Source organism: Tardiphaga sp. 768_D3_N2_1 (assembly GCF_052076105.1).
In the GTDB taxonomy this organism is placed as follows: Bacteria; Pseudomonadota; Alphaproteobacteria; order Rhizobiales; family Xanthobacteraceae; genus Tardiphaga.
On record NZ_CP197245.1, the window covers coordinates 4,509,415 to 4,531,373 of the forward strand.

At 62.7% G+C, this 21,959-nt stretch carries 18 protein-coding genes; 9 read left to right on the top strand and 9 right to left on the bottom strand.

Annotated elements, in window-relative coordinates; translation table 11 throughout:
• Positions 1–29 precede the first annotated feature (29 nt).
• The gene (locus AB8A27_RS21135) at positions 30–782 is read left to right on the top strand and encodes a sulfite exporter TauE/SafE family protein (protein ID WP_092145884.1); all 753 of its coding nucleotides are present in this window, start codon (positions 30–32) and stop codon (positions 780–782) included.
• 66 nt (positions 783–848) lie between these two features.
• Here the strand turns inward: AB8A27_RS21135 and AB8A27_RS21140 are convergent, their stop codons facing one another.
• Positions 849–1,487, bottom strand: a complete 639-nt coding sequence (locus AB8A27_RS21140) for a LysE family translocator (protein WP_441243599.1) — start codon at positions 1,485–1,487, stop codon at positions 849–851.
• Between the two features lie 12 nt (positions 1,488–1,499).
• Complete coding sequence (locus AB8A27_RS21145; RefSeq protein WP_441243600.1) at positions 1,500–2,447, bottom strand: alpha/beta fold hydrolase; 948 nt, start codon at positions 2,445–2,447, stop codon at positions 1,500–1,502.
• A gap of 198 nt (positions 2,448–2,645) precedes the next feature.
• Between AB8A27_RS21145 and AB8A27_RS21150 the strand changes: the two genes are divergently transcribed.
• Positions 2,646–3,122, top strand: coding sequence for an Hsp20 family protein (locus AB8A27_RS21150; RefSeq protein ID WP_441243601.1), 477 nt, complete (start codon positions 2,646–2,648; stop codon positions 3,120–3,122).
• A gap of 126 nt (positions 3,123–3,248) precedes the next feature.
• On the opposite strand, the gene AB8A27_RS21155 is transcribed toward AB8A27_RS21150, so the two are convergent.
• Positions 3,249–4,094, bottom strand: coding sequence for a hypothetical protein (locus AB8A27_RS21155; protein ID WP_441243602.1), 846 nt, complete (start codon positions 4,092–4,094; stop codon positions 3,249–3,251).
• 546 nt (positions 4,095–4,640) lie between these two features.
• On the opposite strand from AB8A27_RS21155, the gene gltB reads away from it, so the two are divergent.
• Both gltB and AB8A27_RS21165 read left to right on the top strand, forming a co-directional pair.
• Complete coding sequence (gltB, locus tag AB8A27_RS21160; RefSeq protein WP_441243603.1) at positions 4,641–9,398, top strand: glutamate synthase large subunit; 4,758 nt, start codon at positions 4,641–4,643, stop codon at positions 9,396–9,398.
• Positions 9,399–9,527: 129 nt separating this feature from the next.
• Positions 9,528–10,985 carry a glutamate synthase subunit beta gene (locus AB8A27_RS21165; RefSeq protein ID WP_441244975.1) on the top strand — a complete coding sequence of 486 codons (1,458 nt, stop codon included), beginning with the start codon at positions 9,528–9,530 and terminating at the stop codon, positions 10,983–10,985.
• A gap of 114 nt (positions 10,986–11,099) precedes the next feature.
• On the opposite strand, the gene AB8A27_RS21170 is transcribed toward AB8A27_RS21165, so the two are convergent.
• Complete coding sequence (locus AB8A27_RS21170) at positions 11,100–11,306, bottom strand: hypothetical protein (RefSeq protein ID WP_441243604.1); 207 nt, start codon at positions 11,304–11,306, stop codon at positions 11,100–11,102.
• Positions 11,307–11,517: 211 nt separating this feature from the next.
• On the bottom strand, positions 11,518–12,132 hold the full coding sequence (locus AB8A27_RS21175; protein ID WP_441243605.1) for a GIY-YIG nuclease family protein: 615 nt from the start codon (positions 12,130–12,132) through the stop codon (positions 11,518–11,520).
• A 685-nt stretch (positions 12,133–12,817) separates the two neighbouring features.
• Between AB8A27_RS21175 and AB8A27_RS21180 the strand changes: the two genes are divergently transcribed.
• Both AB8A27_RS21180 and AB8A27_RS21185 read left to right on the top strand, forming a co-directional pair.
• Positions 12,818–13,198, top strand: coding sequence for a DUF930 domain-containing protein (locus AB8A27_RS21180; RefSeq protein WP_441243606.1), 381 nt, complete (start codon positions 12,818–12,820; stop codon positions 13,196–13,198).
• A gap of 169 nt (positions 13,199–13,367) precedes the next feature.
• On the top strand, positions 13,368–15,068 hold the full coding sequence (locus tag AB8A27_RS21185) for an SGNH/GDSL hydrolase family protein (protein ID WP_441243607.1): 1,701 nt from the start codon (positions 13,368–13,370) through the stop codon (positions 15,066–15,068).
• Positions 15,069–15,212: 144 nt separating this feature from the next.
• Here the strand turns inward: AB8A27_RS21185 and AB8A27_RS21190 are convergent, their stop codons facing one another.
• Positions 15,213–15,575 (bottom strand): CsbD family protein, encoded by a 363-nt coding sequence (locus AB8A27_RS21190; protein ID WP_441243608.1) that lies wholly within the window; start codon positions 15,573–15,575, stop codon positions 15,213–15,215.
• A gap of 82 nt (positions 15,576–15,657) precedes the next feature.
• Entirely contained in the window at positions 15,658–16,392 is a 735-nt protein-coding gene (locus AB8A27_RS21195; protein WP_441243609.1) for an SDR family NAD(P)-dependent oxidoreductase, read from the bottom strand.
• A gap of 109 nt (positions 16,393–16,501) precedes the next feature.
• On the opposite strand from AB8A27_RS21195, the gene AB8A27_RS21200 reads away from it, so the two are divergent.
• The gene (locus tag AB8A27_RS21200) at positions 16,502–17,296 is read left to right on the top strand and encodes an SDR family NAD(P)-dependent oxidoreductase (RefSeq protein ID WP_441243610.1); all 795 of its coding nucleotides are present in this window, start codon (positions 16,502–16,504) and stop codon (positions 17,294–17,296) included.
• Positions 17,297–17,412: 116 nt separating this feature from the next.
• On the top strand, positions 17,413–18,300 hold the full coding sequence (locus AB8A27_RS21205) for a TauD/TfdA dioxygenase family protein (RefSeq protein WP_441243611.1): 888 nt from the start codon (positions 17,413–17,415) through the stop codon (positions 18,298–18,300).
• Positions 18,301–18,352: 52 nt separating this feature from the next.
• On the opposite strand, the gene AB8A27_RS21210 is transcribed toward AB8A27_RS21205, so the two are convergent.
• Entirely contained in the window at positions 18,353–19,318 is a 966-nt protein-coding gene (locus tag AB8A27_RS21210) for a Bug family tripartite tricarboxylate transporter substrate binding protein (RefSeq protein WP_441243612.1), read from the bottom strand.
• 95 nt (positions 19,319–19,413) lie between these two features.
• The gene (locus AB8A27_RS21215; RefSeq protein WP_441244976.1) at positions 19,414–20,811 is read right to left on the bottom strand and encodes a lytic murein transglycosylase; all 1,398 of its coding nucleotides are present in this window, start codon (positions 20,809–20,811) and stop codon (positions 19,414–19,416) included.
• 262 nt (positions 20,812–21,073) lie between these two features.
• Here AB8A27_RS21215 and galU point away from each other — a divergent pair, with 262 nt between their 5' ends.
• Complete coding sequence (galU, locus tag AB8A27_RS21220; RefSeq protein WP_115032961.1) at positions 21,074–21,958, top strand: UTP--glucose-1-phosphate uridylyltransferase GalU; 885 nt, start codon at positions 21,074–21,076, stop codon at positions 21,956–21,958.
• The last annotated feature ends 1 nt before the right edge of the window (position 21,959 follow it).

Here is a 21,959-nt window from a genome sequence, read left to right on the forward strand (position 1 = left end):
TCCGGGATGATCGGTCAATGTGTCGCACCATGATCGATTCCATGCTCATTCTGATTGCCGCTGTCTTCGCGCTCGCGGGCTTCGTCAAAGGCGTCATCGGCCTCGGCCTGCCGACCGTCTCGATAGGCCTGCTCGCGGTGACCATGAGCCCGGTGCAGGCGCTGACCATCGTCATCGTGCCTGCCATCGTCACCAATATCTGGCAGACCTTTGCCGGCCCCTATCTGCGCGACATCATCCGCAGGCTGTGGCCACTGCTGATCGGCACTGCGGTGGCCATCTGGCTCTGCGGCGGGCTGATGACCGGGCCTTATGCAAAATATGGCTCGATCGTGCTCGGTATCCTGCTGGTGATTTATGCCGTCGTCACGCTGGTGAAGTTCCAGTTCAGGACAGCGCCTCAGAACGAGAAATGGGTCGGCGGCGTCGCCGGCCTGTTGACGGGCGTGGTGGCCGCAGCCACCGGCGTGCAGGTCATTCCGTCGATGCCGTTCATGCAGTCCATCGGCATGGAGAAGAACGAGCTGGTGCAGGCGCTCGGCCTGTACTTCACCGTCGCGACGTTTGCACAGGCCTTCAACCTGACCAGCGCCGGTCTCCTCAATGCGGCAACGGCGGTGCCGGGCGTGATCGCGATGATCACCGCCTTTGCCGGCATGTTCCTCGGTCAGGCAGTACGCGAGCGCATGGAGCCCGAGCAGTTTCGCCGCTGGTTTCTGGTCGCGATGCTGCTGCTTGGCATCTATCTCTCCATCACCGCGACCTTGGCGGTGATGAAGTAGCCGTAGAGCCCTTTGTTTTGACGCGTTTTCCGGACGCGAACCGGCATCCACTTCGCTTGAAACCGCTTAACGTGTTTCGAGCATTGCCACGCGAATGCCGAGATAGATGAAGACGCCACCGAGCGCGCGGTTGACCCAGACCATCGCCTGACCGGATTGCCGGACGCGGCTGGCGGCCTTGGCTGCGACAATGGCCGTGCCGAGCCCCCAGATCGTGCCTGTGCTGATGAAGATCAGCCCGAGTACGATGAAGGCCAATGCTTTGCTGGGCGCATCCACGTCGACGAATTGCGGCAGGAAGGCGAGAAAGAACAGCGCAACCTTCGGGTTGAGCGCGTTCGTGAAGGCGCCCTGCCAGAATACTTGCCGGAGCGACAGCAGCGGCTTTTCCGCGGCGTCGTTCGTCGTAGCTGTCGATGCGCGCGAGCGCAGCATCTGCACGCCGGTGTAAAGCAGATAGGCCGCGCCGATCCATTTCACTGCGGTGAAGGCATAGGATGAGGCCGCCAGCAGCGCCGACAATCCGACCGCCGCAGCGAACACATGGACCAGGCATCCCGCACTGATCCCCAGCGCCGCCGCGACCCCGCCGCGCCAGCCCATCTGCACGCTGCGGCCGACAATATAGGCGGTGTCGGGTCCCGGCGTGATGTTGAGCAGGATGCCGGAGAGGATAAAGAGCCAGAGGCCGTGAATACCAAGCATAGGATGTGTCCGTTACTTGAACAGCGGTGTGCCCGGCACGAAGGCATCGAAGGCCGCCCAGAATTGCTGGCGATAGCGGTCCTGCTCCTGCAGGATTTCGTGGCGCGAGCCGGCGATCACCAGATGCGAACCGGCGCGCAGGTGATAGGCGAATTCCTCGATGGCCGGCGTCGACACCACCTGGTCGTTGCTGGCGGCCAGCATCAGGATCGGCTGACGGATCTTCACGGGATAGTTGGCCTCGCGAAAGCCGTGCATTCCGCGGATCGCGGTATCGGCCCAGGCCACCGTCGGCGAACCGATGCCCAGCGTCGGATCTTCTTCGAGGATCGCTGCGTTGCGGGCATAGCGCACGGGATCGCTGGTCAGCTTGTTGTTGGGGAATGACGAGGTCCCGACCAGTTCGCCATTGCCGCCGGGAATGTAGTTGCCGCCCTGCCCGGTCCAGCGCATGACGCGCAACAACAACCGCGCCGGCAGCGAGGTCGAGCGGCCCGGCAGATCGATCATCGGCGCCGACAGCACCATGCGATCGAACCAGCGCTTGCCGGAATGCGCCACACGCAGCATCACAGCGCCCCCCATCGAATGCGCCAGCGCGAAATAGGGCGGCGGACAATCCGGCATCACCACCTGCTGCACGAAAGTTTCGACGTCGATCTCGAAATCGGAGAAGTTGCGCACGTATCCCTTGCGGCCATCGCGCAACTGCCGCGACGAATGGCCCTGCCCGCGCCAGTCGATCATCGCCACGCCAAAGCCGCGGTCACGCAGGTCGCGCACGGTCTCGAAATACTTCTCGATATATTCGCCGCGCCCGGCGAAGACGCAGACCGTGCCTTTGCGCCCGCCCGTCGGCGCCCAGCGCGCAAAACGCAGTTCGACCCCGTCCGGGGTCTTGATGGTGCCGGACACGGCGCCCTCGGGAACGGGATTGGCGGGAATCGAGACGAGCGTCATGGCAGGGGACCGGCTAGGCGAAAAACGCGGGATTTCAAGGGCAGGAGACAGGTCGGCGCGAATCTTTCGGCCCCCCTTGCGAGCCGCCAGCCCCCTCCCATATCAGCTTCATGCAGGCCTCTCTAGGCTGCATGACACGAAAGCCCGGCCCTGTGGCGGGCGGGTTATTGCAACAGTCGCTCAATGGAGGACTATCCTATGCGTAGCTATGATCTCACCCCGTTTTATCGTTCCACCGTCGGCTTTGACCGCCTGTTCAACCTGCTCGATCAGGCCACAGGCGATGCAGCGCCGGGCTATCCGCCCTATAATATCGAGCGCACCGGCGAGAACGAATATCGTATCAGCGTTGCCGTTTCCGGCTTTGCGCAGAACGAGCTCTCCATCGTCGCGAAGGAAAACACGCTGACGATCAAGGGCGAGAAGGCTGCCAACGAGAATGGCAGCAAGTCCGAAGTACTCTATCGCGGCATCGCCGCCCGTGCCTTCGAACGCGCCTTCCAGCTTGCCGATTTCGTCCAGGTGAAGAACGCCTCGCTTGAGAACGGCCTGCTTCATGTGGACCTCGTCCGCGAGATTCCGGAAGCCAAGAAACCGCGCAGCATTCCGATTTCCACCGGCACCGTAAGCGCACCGCAGGTGGTCGACGGCTCGGCCGAGAAAGTCGCCGCGTAACCGCGACTTTGTAGTGTGAAATAAGTGTAGCTGTAGAACGAAACGCCCCGGAGCCATCCGGGGCGTTTTTCTTGATCCCCCAAGCAAAGTGCTGGAGGGAGAGATACCGTCAGCGGCTCTCCCGGACTATTCCAACCCCTGCGCAGGCGGCGGCGTTTCTGCAGCGGGCGGCGTCGAAGGCTTTGCTTCTGTTGCCGGCGGAGCGACCGTCGGTGCGGCAGCATCCTTCTTCTCGGGCGCCGCCGGTGTTGTTGGAGCAGTCCCCGTCGTCTCCGGCGCCTTCGTCTCGGCGGGCTTCTGTTCAGTTACGGCCGATTGCTGCACCGGCGCTGCGGCCGGCGGCGTTTCAGGTGGCGTGACTGCGACCGGCTTGGTCTCGGCCGGAGCGACAGGCTTGGCCGGTGCCGCAACCGCGCGCACCGGCGGCCGCTTCGGCAACGGCACTGTCGTTGCGCGGCTCGCGACTTTCGGTGCGGGTGTTGCCGTCCCGGCTGTAAACGGCGGACGGCGATATTGCGGCAGGGTCGGCACGGCGCCTTGCGGGCCGTAGCGCGCGTCGATTTCCTCGCCCATCCGGTCGCCCATGCGATAGGCCGGAATGAAGCGCAGGATCCGTCCGGTGCGCGCATCAATCACCAGCCGGCCGTCCTCGCCGTCGAGATCAATCGCCGAAACCGTGTAGACGAGACCGCGCTGCTGCGGCATGCCGAGGGCGGAGAAGCCGGCCTCGCGCAGAATCGAATAGACCTCCCGCAGCGGCAGCACCGCCAGATCATAGCTGCGGCGCAAGACGCCATAGGGGCGCGGCTCAGCATATTCCGCCGGCGGCATGGCCGCATAGGGACCGCCGACATCGGATACCCGCGCCACAGCGGCAACATCGCCGCGCATCGGCGGCAGCGCCTGCGCCTGTGCAGCGCCACTCGCCAGCAACAGACCGGCCGAGGCCAGACATCCCACAAGTACCTTCATTGCATGCTCCTTCGACGCCCCCGCGCCCGGAGTGTGTTCAGTTCCCTGAACCTCACGCTTCGCTCGCCTGGCCAGCACCGCCGCCACAGGCGTTAACGAGCTGCGCAACCTCATCGCTGAATCCGGCAGTCCTTGGGCCGGGCTTGGGCCGGATCACGGCACCACCCGCCTGAATGTGTCTTCGAGGCATGGACAATTTGGCATGCGTTGCTGCTATGCGATGGCGGACTCAAGCGCGCTTGTGTGCTAGATAAAAATTTGGCAAAGTCCTGGTTAGGACAGCATCACTGTCGCAATTTTTGGTGGCAAATCCGGCACAGGGTTTGCAACATAAGCAGGCGTAGCGACTAAAAAACACGCCTGCTGAGACGAAATGCCTTTAAGGCGAGATATGGGGTGGCCGCCGGGGACGATGGGCACCACCAGTCTGAATTCTGAAAACGAGGCTCGCAAGGCGCGCGAGCGGTAGCCCGAACGGGTTCCGCGAGCGTCAAAGGTGCGCCGACAAGGGTGGCAGAACCCCGACGGGGGGTTGAGAGGACGAAGATGAGCGGATCAGAGCACGAGCGCCAATTGATCGAAACCGGCACGCATTCGGCGGCCCCGGCTATCAAATCGGCTCACGTGAAAGACACCGCCATCAAACCGGAACTCCATACCTACCGTCCGCCGGCGTTGGGCCTCTACGACCCGTCGCAGGAAAAGGACGCCTGTGGCGTCGGCTTCATTGCCAACATCAAGGGCCGCAAGTCGCATCAGATCGTGTCTGACGCGATCAACATCCTCTGCAACCTCGAGCACCGCGGCGCCACCGGCGCAGATCCGCGCTTTGGCGACGGCGCCGGTATTCTGGTGCAGATCCCGCACAAGTTCTTCGTTCGCAAGACGGCGGAACTCGGCTTCAGCCTGCCGGAGCCTGGCAAATACGCCATCGGCGCGCTGTTCATGCCGCGCGACACCGCCTGGCGTCAGGTCATCAAGGGCATCATCGCCGACCAGATCAAGGCGGAAGGCTTGGTTCTGCTCGGCTGGCGCAGCGTGCCGACCGACAACACCTCGCTCGGCGAAAGCGTGAAGCCGACCGAGCCTGCCAACATGCAGGTCTTCATCGGCATCGGCAAAGCGAAGATCGCCAACGAGGATGAATTCGAGCGCCGCCTCTACATTCTCCGCAAGTCGATCTCGCAGGCGATCTATCAGCGCCGCGAGCGCGGCCTTGCCGGGTACTATCCGTGCTCGATGTCGTGCCGCACGATCATCTACAAGGGCATGTTCCTCGCCGACCAACTCGGCAGCTACTATGCCGACCTGCACGAGGACGATTTTGAGTCCGCGCTGGCGCTGGTGCACCAGCGCTTCTCGACCAACACCTTCCCGACCTGGTCGCTGGCGCATCCCTACCGCATGGTCGCGCATAACGGCGAAATCAACACGCTGCGCGGCAACGTTAACTGGATGGCGGCGCGTCAGGCGTCCATCGAGTCCGAACTCTATGGCAAGGACATCAGCCGTCTGTGGCCGATCTCCTATGAAGGCCAGTCGGACACCGCCTGCTTCGACAACGCGCTCGAATTCCTGGTGCAGGGTGGCTACTCGCTGCCCCACGCCGTGATGATGATGATTCCGGAAGCCTGGGCCGGCAATCCCCTGATGGATGAGCAGCGCCGCGCGTTCTACGAATATCACGCCGCGATGATGGAACCGTGGGACGGCCCTGCCGCCCTCGCTTTCACCGATGGTCGCCAGATCGGCGCGACGCTCGACCGTAACGGTCTGCGCCCCGCACGCTATCTCGTCACCAAGGACGACCGCATCGTCATGGCGTCCGAGATGGGCGTGTTGGCGATTCCGGAAGAAGACATCGTTACCAAGTGGCGCCTGCAGCCCGGCAAGATGTTGCTGGTCGACCTCGAACAGGGCCGTCTCATCCCTGACGACGAGATCAAGGCATCGCTGGCCGCAAGCCATCCCTATAGCGAGTGGCTCGAACACACCCAGATCGTTCTGGAAGAACTTCCGGACGCGCCGGCCAAGGGCCAGCGCTCCAACCTGCCGCTACTCGATCGTCAGCAGGCCTTCGGCTACACCCAGGAAGACGTCACCATCCTGCTGACGCCGATGGCGTCGCAGGGCGAGGAAGCGTCGGGCTCCATGGGCACCGATACGCCGATCTCGGCGCTGTCGAGTAAGCCGAAGCCGCTGTTCACCTATTTCAAGCAGAACTTCGCGCAGGTCACCAACCCGCCGATCGATCCGATCCGTGAAGAGCTCGTGATGAGCCTCGTCTCGATCATCGGGCCGCGGCCGAACCTGTTCGACCTGCAGGGCGTCGCCACTACCAAGCGCCTCGAAGTACGTCAGCCGATCCTGACCGACCAGGATCTCGAAAAGATCCGCTCGATCACCGACGTCGCCGAGTCGCACTTCGTCTCGCGCACCCTCGACACCACCTTCCATGCCGGTTTCGGCGCGGCGGGCATGGAGCAGGTGCTCGACGAACTCTGCGCCCGGGCCGAAGCCGCGGTGCGTGAAGGCGTCAACATCATCATCCTGTCCGACCGCATGGCCGGCTCGGATCGCATTCCGATTCCGTCGCTGCTCGCCTGCGCCTCGGTGCATCACCACCTGATCCGCACGGGTCTGCGGACCTCGGTCGGCCTGGTCGTTGAATCCGGCGAACCGCGCGAAGTGCATCACTTCGCCTGCCTCGCCGGCTATGGCGCCGAAGCGATCAACCCGTATCTGGCGTTCGAATCCATCATCGCGATGAAGGACAAGCTGCCGGTGCAGCTCGACGACTATGAGATCGTCAAGCGCTTCATCAAGTCGATCGGCAAGGGCCTGCTCAAGGTCATGTCGAAGATGGGCATCTCGACCTACCAGTCCTATTGCGGCGCGCAGATTTTCGATGCTGTCGGCCTGCGTCAGGAATTTGTCACCAAGTACTTCACGGGCACCCACACCAAGATCGAAGGCGTCGGCCTTGCCGAAATCGCCGAGGAAACCGTGCGTCGCCACAACGAGGCGTTCGGCGAGATCCAGATCTACAAGACGGCCCTCGATGTCGGCGGCGAATACGCCTATCGCAGCCGCGGTGAAGACCATGCGTGGAACGCCGAGTCGGTATCGCTGCTGCAGCATGCCGTCCGCGGCAATTCTCAGGATCGCTACCGCGCCTTCGCGAAGATTCTCAACGAGCAGTCCGAGCGTTTGCTGACGCTGCGCGGACTGTTCAAGATCAAGAGCGCCGAAGACGAGAAGCGTAAGCCGGTGCCGCTCGCGGAGGTCGAATCCGCAGCCGAGATCGTCAAGCGTTTCGCCACCGGCGCCATGTCCTACGGCTCGATCTCGCGCGAGGCGCATACGACGCTGGCCATCGCCATGAACCGGATCGGCGGCAAGTCGAACACCGGTGAAGGCGGCGAGGAGTCAGATCGCTACAAGCCAATGCCGAATGGCGACTCGATGCGCTCGGCCATCAAGCAGGTCGCGTCAGGACGTTTCGGCGTCACCACGGAATATCTCGTCAATTCCGACATGATGCAGATCAAGATGGCGCAGGGTGCAAAGCCCGGCGAAGGCGGCCAGTTGCCAGGCCACAAGGTCGACGCGACGATCGCCGCCGTGCGCCACTCGACCCCGGGCGTCGGTCTCATTTCGCCGCCGCCGCATCACGACATCTATTCGATCGAAGACATCGCGCAGCTCATCTACGACCTGAAGAACGTCAATCCGACGGGCCAGGTCTCAGTGAAGCTGGTGTCGGAAATCGGCGTCGGCACGGTTGCCGCGGGCGTCGCCAAGGCGCGTGCAGATCATGTGACCATTGCCGGCTTCGAAGGCGGCACCGGCGCGTCGCCGCTGACCTCGATCAAGCATGCGGGTTCGCCGTGGGAAATCGGCCTTGCCGAAACCCATCAGACCCTCGTGCGTGAACGCCTGCGCTCGCGCATCGTCGTCCAGGTCGATGGCGGCTTCCGCACCGGCCGTGACGTCGTCATCGGCGCACTGCTCGGCGCCGACGAATTCGGCTTCGCCACCGCGCCCTTGATCGCCGCGGGCTGCATCATGATGCGCAAGTGTCATCTCAACACCTGCCCGGTCGGCGTTGCGACGCAGGACCCGGTGCTGCGCAAGCGCTTCACCGGCCAGCCCGAGCATGTGATCAACTACTTCTTCTTCGTCGCCGAGGAAGTCCGCGAGATCATGGCCCAGCTCGGCTACCGTACCTTCGACGAGATGGTCGGCCAGGTGCAGATGCTTGACCAAACCGCGCTCGTCTCGCACTGGAAGGCCAAGGGCCTCGACTTCTCCAAGCTGTTCGTGCGCCAGCCCGAACTGCCCGGCCAGAAGATCTATCACACCGAGGATCAGGACCATCATCTCGAAGCCGTGCTCGATCGCGATCTGATCAGGCAGGCCCAGCCCGCGCTCGACCGCGGCGCGCCGGTGAAGTTCGAGTCGAAGATCAACAGCACCAACCGTTCGGCCGGCGCCATGCTGGCCGGCGCGGTCGCCAAGATCTACGGCCATGCCGGATTGCCCGAGGACACCATCAAGGTGTCGTTGAAGGGCACTGCCGGTCAGGCCTTCGGCGCCTGGCTGTGCAAGGGCATCACCTTCGATCTCGAAGGCGAAGGCAACGACTATGTCGGCAAGGGCCTCTCGGGCGGCAAGATCATCGTCCGTCCGCCGGCTCACTCCGCAATTGTGCCGGAGGAGTCCATCATCGTCGGCAACACCGTGATGTATGGCGCCATCGAAGGCGAGTGCTACTTCCGCGGCGTCGCCGGCGAGCGTTTCGCCGTGCGTAACTCCGGTGCTGTGGCTGTCGTCGAAGGTGCCGGCGACCACTGCTGCGAATACATGACCGGCGGCATTGTCGTGGTGCTGGGCAAGACCGGCCGTAACTTCGCGGCCGGCATGTCCGGCGGCATCGCCTATGTGCTCGACGAGACCGGTGATTTCGACAAGCTCTGCAACATGGCGATGGTCGAGCTCGAACCCGTCCTCTCCGAGGAGATGGTGGCCGAGAACACCTATCACCACACAGGCGATCTCGAAGCCCATGGCAAGGTCGACGTGTTCGCGGACCTGCTCGATAGCGACGTCGAGCGCCTGCACGTGCTGATCTCGCGCCACGCCAAATATGCCGGCTCGGCCAAGGCCGCGATGATCCTCGCGGACTGGAAAACCTGGCTGCCGAAATTCCGCAAGGTCATGCCGGTCGAGTACCGCCGTGCGCTGCGCGAAATGAAAGCGAAAAGCGCCGAGGCCGAACCGGCGATCGCGATCGGCGCGTAGGATACGGACTGAGCCGCCGCCCCGAGGGGCGGCGGAACTGAGATCGAAACAAGCAAATCATCCTTCGAGGCGCGCCAATGCGTAACGCTCGGGATGACGATGGGACAGACTGCAGAGGCGTCAGTTGTAATGGGCAAGATCACGGGTTTTCTGGAAATCGATCGTCACGACCGCAAGTATGCGCCGGTTGCCGAGCGCCTGAAGGGCTATAACGAGTTCGTCATTCCGCTGAGCGAGAAAGACCTCCGCGATCAGGCCTCGCGCTGCATGAATTGCGGCATTCCCTATTGCCACGGCACCGGTTCGGTTCAGCCCGGCACACCCGGCTGCCCGGTCAACAACCAGATCCCGGACTGGAACGACCTCGTCTATACCGGCAACTGGGAAGAAGCCTCGCGCAACCTGCACTCCACCAACAACTTCCCGGAATTCACCGGCCGCATCTGCCCGGCGCCGTGCGAAGCCTCCTGCACGCTGAACATCGATAACAATCCGGTCACCATCAAGACCATCGAATGCGCCATCGTCGACAAGGCATGGGACAATGGCTGGCTGAAGCCGCAGGTCTCCGCCGTGAAAACTGGCCGCAAGGTCGCCGTGATCGGCGCCGGCCCGGCCGGCATGGCCTGCGCGCAGCAGCTCGCGCGCGCCGGACACGACGTTCATGTCTATGAGAAGTTCGCCAAGGCCGGCGGGTTGATGCGTTACGGCATTCCCGACTTCAAGATGGAGAAGCACGTCATCGATCGGCGCGTCGCGCAGATGGAGGGCGAAGGCGTCACCTTCCACTACGGCAAGGCTGTCGGCGGCACCTCGCCCGGCGCGATCGATCCCGCCGAACTGCTCAAGGAATATGAAGCCATCGCGCTGACCGGCGGCGCCGAGCATGGTCGCGATCTGCCGATCCCGGGCCGCGAATTCGACGGCATCCATTTCGCGATGGATTTCCTGCCGCAACAGAACCGCCGGGTCGGCAACGAGCCCCTCGGCGACGTCAAGGACATCCTGGCCGGCGGCAAGCATGTCGTCGTCATCGGCGGCGGCGACACCGGCTCAGACTGCATCGGCACGAGCCTGCGTCAGGGCGCGCTGTCGGTGACCCAGCTCGAAATCATGCCGGCCCCGCCCGAGCACGAGAACAAGGGCCTCACCTGGCCGAACTGGCCGCTGAAGATGCGGACCTCGTCGAGCCAGGCCGAAGGCGCCGAGCGCGAATTCGCCGTGCTGACCCAGAGCTTCGAGGGCAAGGACGGCAAGGTGACGCAGCTCAATTGCGTCCGCGTCGACGACAAGTTCAAGCCGATCCCCGGCACAGAGTTTGCGCTCAAGGCCGACCTCGTGCTGCTGGCCATGGGCTTCGTCCATCCGGTCCACGAAGGCATGCTGAAGACCCTCGGCGTCGAACTCGACCAGCGTGGCAACGTCCGCGCCGCGACCACCGACTTCTCGACCTCGCTGCCCAAGGTGTACTCCGCAGGCGACATGCGCCGCGGCCAGTCCCTGGTGGTCTGGGCGATCCGCGAAGGACGCCTGTGTGCACGTGCCATCGATCAGGCGTTGATGGGAACGACGACGCTGCCGAGGTAAAGGGCGGCGGGCAGTCGTTGGAATTGAAAGAAGCCTCGATGCGCAAGCGTCGAGGCTTCTTGCTTTTCCCTCCCCCAAGCGGCGAAGCCGCGCAGTGAGGAGGGTGGCCGGCCATCAGGCCGGTCGGGTTGGGGTGCCCAATGCGGTCACCACCGTTTCCATCACCCCCGGCAAATTCCGATCCACCTCGAAATTCCATAATCGCATCGCGCGAGATCCCTCGCCGCGCAAGAACGCATCCCATACTTCATCCCGATGCGCTGCGTCGATGACATGCTTGATTGGCGCCTGCCGCCGGAAGTGAAAGCCAAGCGGCTTCAACTCACGCAGTTTGATCCACAGCTTCGCTTCCTGCGGCGTCGGGTCTTCCTAACGGAGCGCGCGAACGAATTGACCACACTGTTCTCGCTTTGCTGCAAGACCACACCCGACCGGCCAAGTGGCCGGTCGCCCTCCCCACTGCGCGCGGCTTTGCCGCGCGGGAGGAAGGGATGAGAACCAGCTCACTCGCCAGTGAAGTAAAGCTCACGTATCAGTCGGATTGGTCTTCAATTTCACGACGCAAATCGTCCAGGCGCTTCCCATGATGGGCCCAAGCCCACGGCCCAGATACTGAGGGCCAGTCATCCCCGATAGCCAGATGAGCTTGTTGAGCAGCATCCGAGAGCGACGTTACATCGCCAAGATAATTCACCTTGTTGTTCTCATCGACCGTTGTGCAGATGATCTTTGGATCCTTGAAAAGCTGAAGCTCAGAGCCGACAGGAACTCCGATCATTGAAAGACGGAAACGGCCTCTTCGCTTTGCTGCTTCAACTTCGGCCTTGATCTCGTTGGTCTCGAAGATCTCATCCCCTAGCTTTACTTCTTTGATTGCTGCCAGCGTTAGCGCCGCTCTAGCACGTTCCGGAGCAAGTCGGAAAAATTCTCGCCCCTTACTGACGCGATGATCGCCAAAAGCTTCGTGGAGATGGCTTTCCACAAACAATCCGTTGTTGACTTCGCAGGCGTAGAATAACTCGAATGGCAAAGGCACACCTGTTGAGTATAAGCCTCGTATTCTTCCCGCCAGATCGTTACTAGTTCGTCCTATCTTTATGAGGCCGGGCATAGCCTCGTTGATTAGTACGTAAACTACTTCAGGCACCTACAGCTCCTCAGCTAACAGAACGACAGCATATTCACCTTCTGCGCATCGAGCCAATTAGTTAGCGTGTAGTTTGACAACTTAGATAATTAGGCTTATATTCCCTCAACCCTGTCCAACGAGGGGCGCTTCTCGAGGGCGTCTTTGGAGGTGGGACAGGGTGCGGCGCCCGCGGACGTGCCTCGCAAGCACGGACTCGGGAGGTCTTGGGTAGCCGTCCGGGCCCACTACGGGGCTCTGCCTTCAGTGGCTGGACGCGGTGCGGGTGAAGGCGGGCGAAAGCTCGTCCGGAACGGAGGGCTTTCATTAGTCCTGCCCAGTACCCGGAAGCACGGCCCCGGGAACAGAAAAGCCGCGATGGAGCGCCGAAAGGCGTGCGCGCACCGAAGGTCGCTGTCGCAGGCAGCCGACGGGACGCGCCACGAACTACAAAGTTGCGCCTTTCGGCGCTTCATCCCCCTCATCTCGCAGGGGGGGCCACCGGAAGGCCAACTTGCGCAAAAGCGCGGGACAGACGGCGCGTGCGCGTCATCCGGAACATGACGCCATCCAAAGCAGTACAAAGACTCGCCCCACGCGACCAGGCGCGCGGCGCATCTCAGGGTGGGTAGTCAGCAACCTCCGGACACGCTAAGCGGATGTCGTCCCGCCGGTTCGTCCTTTCAAACGTGTTGTCCCTTCCCGCATGAAATTCCTGCTTCTTCCGCTCGGCCTCGTGGCGCTCATCCCGCAGGCCCATGCCAGCGATGCCCGCTTCATGGCGGCCCTTGGCAAGCTCGATCCCAAAACCCGACTGGAGCAGGTCTGTGACTTCGAGGCGATGCGCCGGATCAGCAAGGGCGGGCCACGCGTCGAGCGCGCGAAATCAGACGCGCTGGTGCCGCCGCAGCATCTCGGCAACACGCTGATCGCCAAGGGCGGTGCCTATCGCGCGGGCGGCAAATGGATGCAGGTCGCCTTCACCTGCAAGGCAACGCCGGACCACAAGACCGTGCTGGATTTCACCTACAAGACGGGGACGGTCATTCCGCCCGCGAAATGGCAGTCTTTGGGCCTCTGGAAGTAGTCCAGGCCCGACGGCGCTAACCCTGCCGCGAAAAGTTACGGGATTTGCTTGACGTTAACGCCGTGCGGCGCTTGATGGCGGGATTGAGGCTGCCCGCTTGCGGCCCGAATCCGGTAGTATGTCGAGCGGGAACCCGGGTCAGCGGACCCTGCGATTGCGGTCAAGGCGCATGTCACAGAAGCCCAACTTGCCGAGATGGCGGATCGACCACTGGCGTGCCGAAAAGGGCACGCTGATGGTGCTCGCCGTGGCATTGGGCCTCTTGATTGGCATCGTCGCTCCCGCGTCGGCGCAATTCTTCGGTTTCGGCGGTCCGCAGCAACCTCCCCCGCGTCCGCAGCGCAATGTGCCGCAGGGCGGCGGTGGCGGCTTCGGCTGGTTCGGCGGTGGCAATGACAGTCCGTTTTTTGCGCCGTTCCAGCAACAACAGGCGCCTAAGCGGGTCGCTCCGCGCGAGGACTATTCGCGCGCGCCATCGCCGGAAAAACGTGATGCCCCCGCCGAACGCAACGTGCTGGTGCTCGGCGACAGCATGGCCGACTGGCTCGCTTACGGCCTCGAGGACGCCTATGCCGAACAGCCCGACATGGGCGTGATCCGCAAGCACAAAACCGTCTCCGGCCTGCTGCGCTATCAACCGAAGGGCGAGCCCGCCGACTGGGCCGCGGCAGCCAAGGGCATTCTGGCCACCGAGAAGCCCGATGCCATTGTCGTCATGCTCGGCCTCAATGACCGCGTCGCGATCCGCGAGCCCGACAAGGCTGCCGAGAAGAAGGGCGCCAAAAAGGATGAGAAGAAGGACAGCGCGGCCGAGGTGAAGCCCGGCGACAAACCGGTCGAGCCCGAAGCCGACGATGCGGATATTCCCGATCCCGGTTCGATCGTCGCCGAGCGCGGCGCGCGCACCGGCGGCATGGTCGATTTCCGCGACGAACGCTGGGGCGACCTCTACTCGAAGAAGATCGAGGAGATGATCAACGTCGTGAAGGCGAAGGGCGTGCCGGTGCTGTGGGTCGGCCTGCCAGCGGTACGCGGCACCAAGGCGACCGCCGACATGCTCTATCTCGACAATCTCTATCGCGAGGCTGCGACCAAGGCCGGCATCACTTATGTCGACATCTGGGATGGCTTCGTCGATGAAGTCGGCCGCTTCCTGCAACAGGGCCCGGATTTTGAAGGCCAGATCCGCCGGCTGCGCTCGGCCGACGGCGTCTATTTCACCAAGGCCGGCGCCCGCAAGATGGCGCATTACGTCGAGCGCGAGATTACCCGCCTGCTGTCCGGCCGCTCCGCGCCGATCGCGCTACCGAGCGAGCCTGCGACGCCGGACCTCAATGCCGTGCCCGGCGCGCCGGCACCGCGTCCGCTGGCAGGTCCCATCGTGCCCCTGGTCGCCTCCTCCGTCGGCACCGATCAGCTGCTGGGCGCGCCCGGCGTGAAGCCGGTGAACGTGGATGCGCTGGTGGCGCGGGTGCTGGTGAAAGGCGAGCCGCTCGCCGCGCCCGCCGGGCGTGCCGATGACTTCGCCTGGCCACGCCGCGAGATCGGCCGCGAACAGGCCAAGGGCGATGTTCCCGTCGCTGCAGTAACCCCAGGCCCATCGGGTACGAGCAGCACCGCTGCCGCGACCGGATCGGATGGCGTCGTCCCGGTGATGGCACCGCCGACTGCACCGAAGAAAAAGCCGAAGCCCGTCGTCGCTACCGAAACGCCTTCGTCCTTCGGTAGCTTCTTCGGGTTCGACGAGCCGCGCCGCGCGCCCGTCCAGCTGGTGCCGCAGCGCCCCCGCCCGGCCCAGGCACCCGGACCGCGCCCGCCGGCCAATATCGGCCCCGCCGCTTCCGCCCCCTCCGGTTTCTTCACGCGCTAGAGCGCGAAAAATTCCGACACGAAATTTCAGAGTCAAAAAATCCCTCAGCCTTTGCGGGCTGAGGGATTTTCATGTCCCTGACGTTTTCTCGAACATGACTGCTGACGCTTCTGCGGCATCGTTGATGTCAGTCGCAATACGCGATCAGTAGCCGAAACGGTTCGGACGACGGCGTGGCGGGCGCGTCATCAACATCGCCAGCGCAAAACCGATACCACCTGCGATCAACAACGAGCCCAGCGGATTCTCGCGGACCTTGTCGCTGATCGCCTGCGTGCCGTCACGATAGACATCGCTGTCGAGCGCATCCTTGGCGTAGCTGGTGGCAGCGTCCGACGCATCGCGCACGGCATCCTTGGCCTGGCCGTACAGGTTCTGCACGGTGCCAGAGGCTTCGCGCGCGCGACCCGACGCTTCCGTCCGCTCGTCACCCGTCGCGCGGCCAATCACACCTTCAACCTTGCCAGCGGCATCCTTGGCTGCACCTGCAATACGGTCCTTGTCCATGTCGATTACTCCGTGAGGAAATTCTCGCCGGTGTAATGCCTGAACCCCATACTGGTTCCGTCACGGTGCGGATGCGATGATTTTAAAGGATCAAACCGCCATCGACGACCAGTGTGTGACCGCAAACATAGGATGACAGCGGCGACGCCAGGAACAATGCAGCGCCGGCCATATCGGCGGGCGTGCCGAGACGCTGCAGCGGGATCCGCGCAATTGCACCTTCCAGCCGCTTCGGATTGGCCGTCGTGACCTTTGTCATCTTGGTGTCAACGAGGCCAGGCGCGATCCCGTTGACACGAATGCCGTCTTCCGACCAGGCCTGCGCCAACGTGCGCGTGAGACCGACCGCGCCGGTCTTCGATGCATTGTAAGAGGGATTGCCCTTGGTGGCGTGATAGGCCGCAGTCGAACTGACGATGATCAGCCGCCCCCTGCTCGATTTCAACTGCGCATGAAACTTCGTCGCGCAGCCCATCAGGCTCATCAGATTGACTTCCATTACCTTGCGGAAGCCATCCATCTCGAATTCCCCGCGACGATAGATCACCGCACCCTGCGCGAGGATCAGTATGTCGAGCCGCTTGAGCTTCGGATCAAACGCCTCGATCGCCGACGCGCTGCCGACATCGAGCTGGCTGTAGCTGAGGCCATCTAGATCGGAGCCTTCGTCGATGGAATAGTCGCTGGCCTTGGCGCGCGTCCCGCAGACATGCACATGCGCGCCCCGCGCACGAAAGGCTTGCGCCATGCCGTTGCCGATGCCGCTTGATCCGCCGACAATGAGCACCTGCTGACCACTAAAGTCGAGTTCGTTCATCCCTTGATGTCCTTCTTGATTTTTATGCGCACATGTTTGACCGCGCAGGCGATCGGTGCAAGCCTTCAATCAAGCCTCATCATGAAGGTGCGAAAATTCGGAGGATGCGTTGTCAAATTTCGATCAGTCGGATTTCAAACAGCTCAGCCGCTCGGTGCGCGGCCTCACCGTACTCGTCACTGGTGCCGCAAGCGGCATGGGCCGCGCGACTGCACGCGTATTCGCAGCGGAAGGCGCCAATGTCGCCGTCACCGATATTTCGGAGGACGGGATTGCAGCAGCATCGGACGCGATCACGTCATGCGGCGGCAGCGCACATGCCTGGACGCTCGACGTCGCCGATCCCGATCGTATTCGCACGGTGGTCAGCGACGTCGCTGCGCATTTCGGCAGCCTCGACATCATCGTCAACAATGCCGGCATCTCGGTGAGCACCGCGATCGATCAGGATGGCTATGACGCCGCATGGGACCGCGCCATCGCCGTGATGCTCACCTCGCATCAGCGCATCATCCGCGCCGCATTGCCGCATCTGCGCAAATCACCATCGCCGCGGATCGTCAACATCGCGTCCACCGAAGCGCTCGGCGCCACCGCACTGCACAGTCCCTATTCCGCAGCAAAAGCCGGCGTCACCGGCCTCACGCGTTCACTCGCGGTGGAACTCGGCCGCGACGGCATTACGGTGAACTGTATCTGTCCCGGCCCGATCACGACGGGAATCACCGAGCGTATCAGCGACGAACACAAGATGATCTTCGCCAAGCGCCGCACCGTGTTGCGCCGCTACGGCGATCCCGAAGAGGTCGCGCATATGACGCTGAGTCTGTGCCTGCCGGCTGCGTCCTATATCACTGGCGCGGTGATCCCGGTCGACGGAGGCCTAATGGCACGCAATGCGTAACTGCATTCACGCCAGTTGACTTCGCACCTTGCGGGCGTAGCATTTTTCTCAAGCGGTCCGACATGATCGGAAGCCGCAATCGAATGGGCCAACCATTCCACACGGAGGAAATTGCAATGCCCGTGACGATCCGTAAACTGCACCCCTTGTTCGTCGGCGAAGTGACCGGTGTCGATCTGACCAAGCCGATCAGCCACGACGATGCCGTCGCCATCGAGCGCGGCATGGACGATTATGCCGTCCTGATATTTCCGAAGCAGGACATCACCGACGAACAACAACTCGCTTTCGCGCAGAATTTCGGCGAACGCGAAAATCGAAAAGGCGGTTCCGTCACCAAGAAGGAAGACTACCGGCTGACATCGGGGCTCGCCGACGTATCCAATCTCGGCAAGGACGGCAAGCCGCTGCCGAAAGACAGCCGCACTCATCTGTTCAATCTCGGCAACTGTCTGTGGCACTCGGATAGTTCCTTCCGGCCGATCCCGGCAAAATTCTCGCTGCTGTCGGCACGCGTGGTGAATCCGAAGGGCGGCAATACCGAATTCGCTGACATGCGCGCGGCTTATGATACGCTCGACAACGACACAAAAACCGAGATCGAGGACATGATCTGCGAACATTCGCTGATGACCTCGCGCGGCGCGCTCGGCTTTCTCGACTACACCGACGAAGAGAAAGAGATGTTCAAACCGGTATTGCAACGGCTGGTGCGCACGCATCCGGTACATGGCCGCAAGTCGCTGTATCTGTCGTCGCATGCCGGCGCGATCCGGGGCATGTCGGTGCCCGAAGCCCGCGTCCTGCTGCGCGATCTCAACGAGCATGCCACGCAACCGCAATTCGTCTATGTCCACAAATGGACGCTGCATGACCTCGTGATGTGGGACAATCGCCAGACCATGCATCGTGTCCGCCGCTACGACCAGTCGCAGCCCCGCGACATGCGCCGCGCAACCGTCGCCGGCAACGCCCCGACCGTGGCGCAGCAGGCGGCGGAATAGTTTGTCGTTCAAAGATCGGCGCGCCGCACGGCACGGCGCGCCTGCGTATCTCCTAGATCCGCTCGATCTTCGCTTTCTCCAGCACTTCTCCCCAACGTTTCACGTCAGACGCCAGGAGGTCGATGACTTCCTTTGGCTGCGAGGCTTTCGCCTGGCTGCCGAGCGCCAGCAGCCGCTCTTTCACGCTCTCATCCTTGAGCAGCGAGACCGTCGCGGCGTTCAGCTTCGCCACGACGTCGTCAGGCAAGCCGATCGGGCCCACGAGACTGTACCAGCCCGGCGCGGCGTAGCCGGGAAAACCAGCTTCGGCCACGGTCGGAATATCCGGGAATGACGGAAAGCGTTCGGCCGTGGTGACGGCCAGCGCGCGAAACTTGCCCGCCTTGATCTGCTCGATCATCGAGATCGGCGGATCAACCATGAAATCGATGCGACCAGCCAGCACCTCGACCACCGCCTGCGCGCCGCCGCGGAACGGGATGTGCTGAAACTTCACGCCAGCTAATTGTCCGACCTGCTCAACGATCAGATGCGGACCGGAGCCGACGCCGGGCGTGCCATAGGTCAACGGCTTGTCTGGCTGCTTCTTTGCGGCCGCGATCAGCTCGGCGAGATTCCTGAACGGCGCCTCTGCATTGCAGGAGAACATGTAGGGCGCTTCACTGATCTGGCAGATGCCCTTGAGATCATCGACCGGCTTGTAAGGCAGGCTCTTGTAAAAGGCCGACGACGCGCCATAGGTCGCTGTGATCAGCGAGATCGTGTAACCGTCAGGTGCCGAGCGGGCGAGCTGTGCCCCGGCGAGCGTCGTGCCGGCACCGGGCTTGGTTTCAACAACCACCGTCTGGCCGAGGATTTTCGACAGGCCTTCGGCGAGCACGCGCGAGGTCGCATCGGTGCCACCGCCCGGCGCGAAGCCGTGCAACAGGGTGATGGACCGCTCTGGCCATGCCGCCTTCGCCTGAAATGGAAGAAGGCTTGCCGACAATCCGGCCAGCAGCGTGCGCCTGTTCAACATCGATCGTCCCCAAAGAATGTATCTAAGGGGCGAGCGTAACACGTATGCTGCACTGCGGTATAATGTTATGCGCCATGGGCCTCTGCGCAGGACGCTTATCTCGCCCTGAGCCGATCGAGCATCTCCGACGACGCGAATCCGTCGGCGGGCGCGCCTATGGAGGCCTGGAAGTTGCGCAGAGCTTCGCGGGTCTGGCCGCCGAACTGGCCGTCCGGTGTCCCTTTGTAGAAGCCGCGCTGCGCCAGCAGCTGCTGCAGTTCGAGCCGTTCGGATCGCGAGAGCACGCGCTCCTGCCGCGGCCATGGCTGCACGAAGGGCGGCCCGCCGCGCAGCCGGTCGGCAAAGTGGCCGATCGCCATCGCATAGGCCTCGGCCGGATTGTATTTCATGATGACGCGGAAATTCGTCAGCATCAGGAAGCCCGGCCCCTGCGAACCTGCGGGAGCCAGCAGGTAGGCCTTCTCCGCCATCTTCGGGAACGGCTGGTTGTCGGCGCGCTTGAGGCCGAGCTGCTCCCATTGCGGCAGTGTCATCGCCTTGGCCTTGTCGGCCAGCATGTAGTTGAAGCCTTGTGGCACGACGACCTCAAAGCCCCAGCTCTGGCCGCTCTGCCAGCCATCCTTCTTCAGGTTATTGGCCGTCGAGAAGATCAGGTCGGTCGGATTGTCGACCACGTCGCGGCGGCCGTCGCCATCGCCATCTACGGCAAAGCGCTTGAATGCGGTCGGCATGAACTGCGTCGGCCCGAATGCGCCGGCCCACGAGCCGCGCATCTGTTCAGGCCTCAGATCGCCACGGTGCAGGATCTCCAGCGCAACCAGAAACTCGTCCTTGAAATAGGCCTGACGGCGGCCGACACAGGCCAGCGTCGCCGTCGAGCGCAGAACGCTGCGATCGCCGATCATCGTCGAGTAGTTCGACTCGATGCCCCAGATCGACGCAATGATGTAGCGATCGACACCATAAGCCTTCTCGGCCGCATCGAAGATCGTCTTGTACTTCGCCAGCACCTCACGACCCTTGGCCATGCGGTTGTCGTTCACCAGAATGTCGAGATATTCCCAGATCGCCTTGGTGAATTCCGGCTGCGAATCCATCAGATCCATGATTCGCAGATCAGGCGTCAGGCCGGCGGTGAAACGCTGATAGCTGTCCTGCGAGATGCCGCGGCGTGCGGCATCAGGCCACAGTCCGGCAATGCAGTTGTCGAAATTACCAGCAGCCTCACGGATCGCCTGTGCAGTCATCAACGGATGGCCGGATGCACCGTCTTCGCCAGACCATGGCTGCGCACCGGACGCACCAGGCACCGCAGCCTGCGGCGGCGGATCCTGCGTCTGGGACGATCCCGTGAAGATGTTCTCAAACAGGCTGAAAGGGCCGCTCTTGGCCTGCGCCTGCGCCGCATCGGGCCGTCCAGCCGCAAGCAGAACCACGCAGAGCACAGCCGCACCGTATGTCAGGCCACGCGCCACCTTCGTCGCAGATTTCATCATTATCCATCTCAAGAAGCCGGCCGGAATCGGCCATGACTGCGGGATGACAGGAGGCCCGGTCGGGGTTTCCATCCGCTTAATATTACCCAATTTCAGCCACGCCGGCGAATGCGGCATCCTCGCCGGAAAGGATAATTGCAGACACGTAGCCCGGCACCACACATCCGCCTTTGTTCCCGGTTGCAAACGGAACCAGCAGGCGCAATCTTCGTTGGCCTGCCTGCGTCGCTCCCCTCCAAGGTCATTGCAAAGTCCCCTGATGAAAATTCGCAAAGCCGTTTTTCCGGTCGCCGGCCTCGGCACCCGCGTCCTTCCCGCCACCAAGGCGATGCCAAAGGAAATGCTGACCATCGTCGATCGGCCGCTGATCCAGTATGTGGTCGACGAAGCTCGCGAAGCCGGCATCGAACATTTCATCTTCGTCACCGGCCGCAACAAGGGCGTCATCGAAGATCACTTCGACCGCATGTTCGAGCTCGACGAGACACTCAAGAGCCGCAACAAGACCTCCGAAATGGAGCAGCTCGCACGCTTCCAGCCGGCCGCTGGCGCCATGAGCTTCACCCGCCAGCAGGCGCCGCTCGGTCTCGGCCATGCGGTGTGGTGCGCCCGTGACATCGTTGGCAATGAGCCCTTCGCCGTGGTGCTGCCGGATGAGCTGGTGCTGAATTCGCCGGGCTGCCTGAAGCAGATGGTCGATATCGCGAGCGCGCTTGGCGAAAAATCCAACCTCGTCGCCGTCGAGGAAGTCCCGATGGACATGACGCATCAATATGGCATCTGCGGCGTCGGCGAACGACACCCGACCCACAAGGCGGCTTTCAGCATCGACGGCATGGTCGAGAAGCCGCCGAAAGGCACGGCTCCGTCCAATCTGTCGATCACCGGCCGTTACATCCTGCAGCCGGAGATCTTCAAGATCCTGGAGACCCAGGAGCGCGGCGCGGGCGGCGAGATCCAGCTTACGGATGCGATGATCGGCCTTGCGAAGAGCCAGTCGTTCTATGGTGTGGAATTCGAAGGCGAACGGCACGATTGCGGTTCGAAGTCGGGTTTCCTGCGCGCCAACATCGCCTTCGGCCTGCAGCGCCCTGATCTGCGCGAAGGCCTGCGTGCCGAAATGCTGCGTTATCTCGGAGAATAAG